Here is a 6,205-nt window from a genome sequence, read left to right as displayed (position 1 = left end):
GATCGGGTAGGAGGCGGCCTCACGGCCGCCGTCCTCCCACACCACCGTGCGTACGGTTCCGTACACGGCGGTTCAGGCCATGCGGTTAAGCCGATTGATCGTATCCAGTATCGAGACCAGTCCAAGTCTGTCCCATAGCTTCTTCGGCAGCGCCTGATTCATATGCGGCGCTCCTGAGTTCCACCACGGGCCTCGGCCATTGACGGCCGACTTGCAGGCACGCTCCTCGCTCAATCCCAGGCGCATCAGGTTGCGCGCCCTCGTAGAGGGCTGCTTCCATTGCCGCCAGATGACACAGCGAAGTTTGTGCCTGACCCAGCCATCCAGCTCTTCCAGTGGACGCTTGCTCTGGCTGAGCTTGAAGTAGCCTGCCCAGCCTCGCAGCACCGGGTTTACCCGCTCGATGACATTCGCCATCTTGTGGCCCCGCACCCCTCGCAGCAGTTCCCTGAGACGGTCGCGCACACGGCGCAGGCTCATGGTTGCCACTCGCAGTCTAGGCTGCGAGTGCCAACTCATCCCATACCCCAGGTAGTCGCATTTCCACGACCCAGCCACGCGACTCTTGTCCCGATTCAGTCTCAGTTTCAGACGGTGATTCAGGAACCGCTCGACACTGGCCAGCACTCGTTCGCCAGCACGCGGACTACGGACATAAATGTTCGCGTCATCGGCATAGCGCACGAAGCGATGGCCTCGCCGCTCCAACTCACGGTCGAGTTCATCGAGCAGGATGTTCGACAGCAGCGGCGAAAGCGGGCCGCCTTGCGGCGCCCCCTCCTGCCGATGGCTGACAACCCCGCCCGACATGACGCCCGCTTCGAGGTAACGGCGGATGAGTCTGAGCACCTGTTTGTCTTCGACATGGCGCTCAACACAGAACATCAGGATGTCGTGGTTGACCCGATCAAAGAACTTCTCCAGATCGAGTTCCACGCAACACCTATGACCCGCCGCCACATGGGTGCGGGCCATCTCGACAGCCTGGTGAGCGCTTCTGCCCGGACGGAAGCCGTAGCTATAGTCCGAGAACAGCGGATCGAAGATCGGCGTGAGCTGTTGCAGCAGGGCTTGCTGGATCAGGCGATCCACGACACTGGGAATGCCCAGTTGCCGCATACCGCCCTGCGGTTTGGGAATTTCGACCGCCCGAACTGCCTGGGGATGGTATTCACCTGCCAGCAGCCTGACCTTCAGGATGGGCCAATACTGTTTCACGTAGCCTGCCAAGTCGGCGACCGTCATGCCATCGGCACCCGGCGCCCCCTTGTTGCTGACCACGCGCTGATACGCACGCTTGAGATTCGCCGGTGCAAGCACCCGCTCCATCAGCGTGTCCGGCTCCGCGTTCGTCCACGTCACCGACGCCGTCGATACCTCTGCGCTGTCAGGCGTCATCCTCGGCCTCTGGCCGGGACTCGGGGTGACAGTCTTCTCTTGGAGAAATTTCTGCATTTCGGTTATCGACGAGACGCTGACGCCTACTGGCGGCATGACCTGTTCGGCCCTTGATGGCGTGGTTGACCGCCACTTACTACGGCCTCGGCTGACTTCTGCACGCCCATCCCGTCGCCTCTCGACAATCGGTAGCACAATGGCAAGCGTACAGATCTCCCAGGGTAATTCGCGCGACCTTCCTGCTTATGCCTGTCGGATCTACGTCGCAGCGTTCCGTGCAAGTATCGGGCTTTGGCGATTATGGCCACCTCACCCCGCTGCGCCGCCTCATCCGCTTCCTGTTCGTCAGGCCAGCATTTTGCCTCGGGCTTCCTTCAGATTCGCAGTCACCCGCGACACCCTTGCCTCTGGCTAACACTTCCCCTTGCCGGGTGTGTAGAGGACTTTCACCTCCAAGTCGCCAGGCTCACCACCACAGTGAACCCGACAGCGCCAGTCACGGCGCTACGCGCCATGCCTGGCGCACCATAAAAAAGCCGCCCAACGGGCGGCTCGAGGCCAGGCAGGCCGGAAGTCAGGGGAACGCGTGGCTCCGTGGCGCTAGTCTACCCGAAGCCCGGCGCCAGGGTGGGCTCAGTCGACGCGCTCGAACTTGAGGTCCCAGACGCCGTGACCGAGGCGCTCGCCGCGGCGCTCGAACTTGGTCACCGGGCGCTCCAGGGGGCGCGGCACGTACTGCCCGTCCGCGGCCTGGTTGCGATAACCAGGCGCGGCGTTCATCACCTCGAGCATGTGCTCGGCGTAGGGGTGCCAGTCGGTGGCCATGTGCAGCACGCCGCCGGGCTTGAGCTTGCTGCGCACCAGTTCGGCGAACGCCGGCTGGACGATGCGCCGCTTGTGATGGCGCGCCTTGTGCCAGGGGTCGGGGAAGAACAGCAGCACGCGGTCGAGGCTGGCATCGGCGACGCACTGGCGCAGCACCTCCAGGGCATCGCAGCTGTACACGCGGACATTGTCCATGCGCTGGGTGAGCAGGCCGTTGAGCAACGCACCGACGCCCGGCCGGTGTACCTCGACGCCGATGAAGTCCTGCTCCGGCGCGGCGGCGGCCATTTCCAGGGTCGAATGGCCCATACCGAAACCGATCTCGAAGGTGCGCGGCGCCTGGCGCCCGAACACCTCATCGAAGTCGCGCAGACCGTCGCCCAGCTCCAGGCCGAACTTCGGCAGACCCTGTTCGAGACCGCGCTGCTGGCCCTCGGTCATGCGTCCGGCACGCATCACGAAGCTCTTGATGGTGCGCATCGGGCGTTCGGCTTCGAGGGCGATGGGGCTTTCGGACGGTTCGGTCATGCGGGTTGTTTCCGTGGCGCGGAGAGGCGCGGCGTACCTGAGGGTGCGCCGCGTTGAAGGAAAGGGCGCGTCGCGCGCGCCCGGGGATTCAGCGGATCAGCCCGTCGAGCGGCGACGAGGCGCTGGCATAGAGCCTCTTCGGCATGCGTCCGGCGAGGTAGGCCAGGCGCCCGGCCTCGATGGCGTATTTCATCGCCTCGGCCATCAGCACCGGCTTCTGCGCGTGGGCGATGGCGCTGTTCATCAGCACCGCCTCGCAGCCCAGCTCCATGGCGATGGTGGCATCGGAGGCGGTGCCGACGCCGGCGTCGACCAGCACCGGAACCGGCGATTCCTCGAGGATGATGCGCAGGTTGTAAGGGTTGCAGATGCCCAGCCCGGTACCGATCAGACCGGCCAGCGGCATCACCGCGATGCAGCCGATTTCTGCAAGCTGACGCGCAATGATCGGGTCGTCACTGGTGTAGACCATCACGTCGAAACCGTCGGCGACCAGGGTTTCCGCCGCCTTGAGCGTTTCAATCACGTTCGGGAAGAGGGTCTTCTGGTCGGCCAGCACTTCCAGCTTGACCAGCTTGTGCCCATCCAGCAGCTCTCGCGCCAGGCGGCAGGTGCGCACCGCCTCGACCGCGTCGAAGCAGCCGGCGGTGTTCGGCAGGATGGTGTAGCGCGACGGCGGAATCACGTCGAGCAGGTTCGGCTCGCCGGGGTTCTGGCCGAGGTTGGTGCGCCGCACGGCGACGGTGACGATCTCCGCGCCGGAGGCTTCGATGGCGGCGCGGGTTTCCTCCAGATCCTTGTATTTGCCGGTGCCGACCAGCAGGCGCGACTGGTAGGTACGACCGGCCAGGACGAAAGGCTTGTCGTTGGGGACTGCGCTCATGGGAAACTCCTCGTGCGGTTAACCGCCACCGATGGCATGGACGACCTCGACCTGGTCGCCTTCGGCCAGCGACGTGCTGGCGTGCTGGCTACGCGGAACGATGTCCAGATTGAGCTCGACGGCCACCCGGCGCCCGACCAGATCGAGGCGCACGAGCAGGTCCGCGACGGTCTGGCCGTCAGGGAGCTCGAAGGATTCGCCGTTCAATTGGATATGCATGGGCTGGAATGGTCGCGATTTTACGGGGTCGGCATTCTAGCCCGATCGCCCCGGTGGACCAAGGGCATCGGGCACCATTCGTCCCGGAACGATCAGGCGGTGAGGCGCCAGGCGCTCAGCCCCAGGCACGCCCAGCCGACCAGGAAGGCCACACCGCCGATCGGGGTGATGATGCCGAGCTTGCCGATACCGACCAGGGTCAGCGCGTAAAGGCTGCCGGAAAACAGCAGGATGCCGAGAACGAAGGCACCGCCGGCGATGCCCAGCAGCCGGCTCGGCGCATGCAGCGAGAGCAGCGCAACGCCGAACAGGGCGAGGGCGTGGATCATCTGGTAATGCACGCCGGTCTGGAACACCGCGAGGTATTCGGCGCTGAGGCGGCTCTTCAGGCCATGCGCCGCGAATGCGCCAAGGGCCACGCCGGTGAAACCGAAGAACGCGGAAAGCATCAGATGCAGGCGCAGCATGTGTAACTCCAGATGGCGGGAATGCGCCGCTATAATGGCGCGCCGCACCGATTATTCCTATTCCGGATCGGACCTGTCGCGACCCTCAGTCGCAGCCTGTCGACCGGCCCACAACGGATTGAGGCCAGCCCATGCTCCGAACGCTGTACCGTCGCCTGGTCAAGCTTCTCCTTGGCTTCGTCGCCCTCAGCGCCCTGCTGGTACTGATACTTCGCTGGGTACCGCCGCCGCTCACGGCGCTGATGGTGGAGCGCAAGATCGAGTCGTGGACCGACGGTGAGCCGATCGATCTGCAGCGCACATGGCGGCCCTGGAAACAGCTGCCGGACGACCTGAAGATCGCGGTGATCGCCGGCGAGGACCAGAAATTCGCCGAGCACTGGGGCTTCGACATCGCGGCGATCCAGGCGGCGATGGCGCACAACGAACGCGGCGGCTCGCTGCGCGGCGCCAGCACGCTGAGCCAGCAGACGGCGAAGAACCTGTTCCTCTGGTCCGGTCGCAGTTGGCTGCGCAAGGGCCTGGAAGTGTGGTTCACCGGCCTGCTGGAGCTGCTCTGGCCGAAGCAGCGCATCCTCGAGGTCTACCTAAACAGCGTCGAGTTCGGTAACGGCATCTTCGGCGCCGAGGCCGCAGCGCAGCATCACTTCGGCATAGGCGCCGCCTACCTCTCGGCGCGCCAGGCCAGTCTGCTCGCCGCAGTGCTGCCGAATCCGCGCGAATGGAGCGCCAGCCGACCCAGCGCCTACGTCAGCCGCCGTGCCAGCTGGATTCGCCAGCAAAGCCGGCAACTGGGTGGCAGCGACTACCTGATGGCGCTCAAAGGCCGGCTGCCCTGAGGCCGTCCCCGGATCAGCGAATCGCAGACAGAAAAAAGCCGCACCCAGGTGCGGCTTTTTCATTATCGGTCGCTTACGCCTGGATCGAGCCCTTGAGCTTGTTCATGGCGTTCTTCTCCAGTTGGCGGATACGCTCGGCGGAGACGTTGTACTTGGCGGCCAGGTCATGCAGGGTCGCCTTCTCCTCGGCCAGCCAACGCTGCTGGAGGATGTCGCGGCTGCGCTCGTCGAGGCCTTCCAGCGCCTCGTAGAGACCGGCGGAGGAACTGTCGCTCCAGTCGGCGTCTTCCATCTGCATGGCCGGGTCGTAGCGGTGGTCTTCGAGGTAGTGCGCCGGCGACTGGAATGCACTGTCGTCGTCGGCATCCGCCGCCGGATCGAAGGCCATGTCGTGGCCGCTCAGGCGACTTTCCATCTCGCGCACTTCACGCGGCTCGACGCCAAGGCTTTCCGCCACGCGCTGCACTTCGTCGTTGTTCAGCCAGGCCAGACGCTTCTTCTGGCTGCGCAGGTTGAAGAACAGCTTGCGCTGCGCCTTGGTCGTGGCGACCTTGACGATGCGCCAGTTGCGCAGGATGAATTCGTGGATCTCGGCCTTGATCCAGTGCACCGCGAAGGAAACCAGACGCACGCCCATTTCGGGGTTGAAGCGCTTCACGGCCTTCATCAGGCCGACGTTGCCTTCCTGGATCAGGTCGGACTGGTTCAGCCCGTAACCGGCGTAGCTGCGTGCGATGTGGACGACGAAGCGCAGGTGCGCGAGCACCATCTGCCGGGCCGCCTCGAGGTCCTGCTGGTAGAAGAGGCGTCCGGCCAGTTCGCGTTCCTGCTCCAGGGTCAGCAGCGGAATGCTGTTGACCGAGTGCACATAAGCCTCCAGGTTCGAGCCTGGGACCAACGCACGCACAGGTTGCAATGAAGTGGTCATTCGAATCCTCCGATTCATCAAACGTCGGGCAGTTTATCACTGCTCGATTGGACTGCAAGACGGTCGCCAAGTTCCTTCCATACCGATTGCTACGGAGCCGTCAACCGATTGAAATATA

7 protein-coding genes are annotated in these 6,205 nt (G+C 64.3%); 1 reads left to right on the top strand and 6 read right to left on the bottom strand.

Annotation, left to right across the window (positions count from 1 at the left end; translation table 11 throughout):
* Positions 1 to 72: 72 nt before the first annotated feature.
* From ltrA to B2X67_RS02405, 5 genes are all read right to left on the bottom strand, one after another.
* Positions 73 to 1,494, bottom strand: a complete 1,422-nt coding sequence (gene ltrA / locus B2X67_RS02425; protein WP_150548058.1) for a group II intron reverse transcriptase/maturase — start codon at positions 1,492 to 1,494, stop codon at positions 73 to 75.
* A 537-nt stretch (positions 1,495 to 2,031) separates the two neighbouring features.
* Complete coding sequence (gene trmB, locus B2X67_RS02420) at positions 2,032 to 2,703, bottom strand: tRNA (guanosine(46)-N7)-methyltransferase TrmB (protein WP_286784498.1); 672 nt, start codon at positions 2,701 to 2,703, stop codon at positions 2,032 to 2,034.
* A 136-nt stretch (positions 2,704 to 2,839) separates the two neighbouring features.
* Positions 2,840 to 3,634 (bottom strand): thiazole synthase, encoded by a 795-nt coding sequence (locus B2X67_RS02415; protein WP_282339334.1) that lies wholly within the window; start codon positions 3,632 to 3,634, stop codon positions 2,840 to 2,842.
* An 18-nt stretch (positions 3,635 to 3,652) separates the two neighbouring features.
* Complete coding sequence (gene thiS, locus B2X67_RS02410) at positions 3,653 to 3,853, bottom strand: sulfur carrier protein ThiS (RefSeq protein ID WP_090224157.1); 201 nt, start codon at positions 3,851 to 3,853, stop codon at positions 3,653 to 3,655.
* Between the two features lie 92 nt (positions 3,854 to 3,945).
* The gene (locus tag B2X67_RS02405; protein ID WP_273234645.1) at positions 3,946 to 4,320 is read right to left on the bottom strand and encodes a DUF423 domain-containing protein; all 375 of its coding nucleotides are present in this window, start codon (positions 4,318 to 4,320) and stop codon (positions 3,946 to 3,948) included.
* A 131-nt stretch (positions 4,321 to 4,451) separates the two neighbouring features.
* Between B2X67_RS02405 and mtgA the strand changes: the two genes are divergently transcribed.
* On the top strand, positions 4,452 to 5,159 hold the full coding sequence (mtgA, locus tag B2X67_RS02400; RefSeq protein WP_286784495.1) for a monofunctional biosynthetic peptidoglycan transglycosylase: 708 nt from the start codon (positions 4,452 to 4,454) through the stop codon (positions 5,157 to 5,159).
* 73 nt (positions 5,160 to 5,232) lie between these two features.
* Here mtgA and rpoH read toward each other — a convergent pair whose 3' ends face one another.
* Entirely contained in the window at positions 5,233 to 6,087 is an 855-nt protein-coding gene (gene rpoH, locus B2X67_RS02395; RefSeq protein ID WP_282339331.1) for an RNA polymerase sigma factor RpoH, read from the bottom strand.
* Between the last annotated feature and the right edge of the window lie 118 nt (positions 6,088 to 6,205).

Origin of the sequence: Pseudomonas sp. UBA3153 (assembly GCF_002364635.1) — a bacterium.
GTDB classification, from domain to species: domain Bacteria; phylum Pseudomonadota; class Gammaproteobacteria; order Pseudomonadales; family Pseudomonadaceae; genus Pseudomonas_O; species Pseudomonas_O kuykendallii.
Note: the sequence above shows the minus strand (reverse complement) of the source record. Positions and strands in the feature narration are given on the sequence as shown.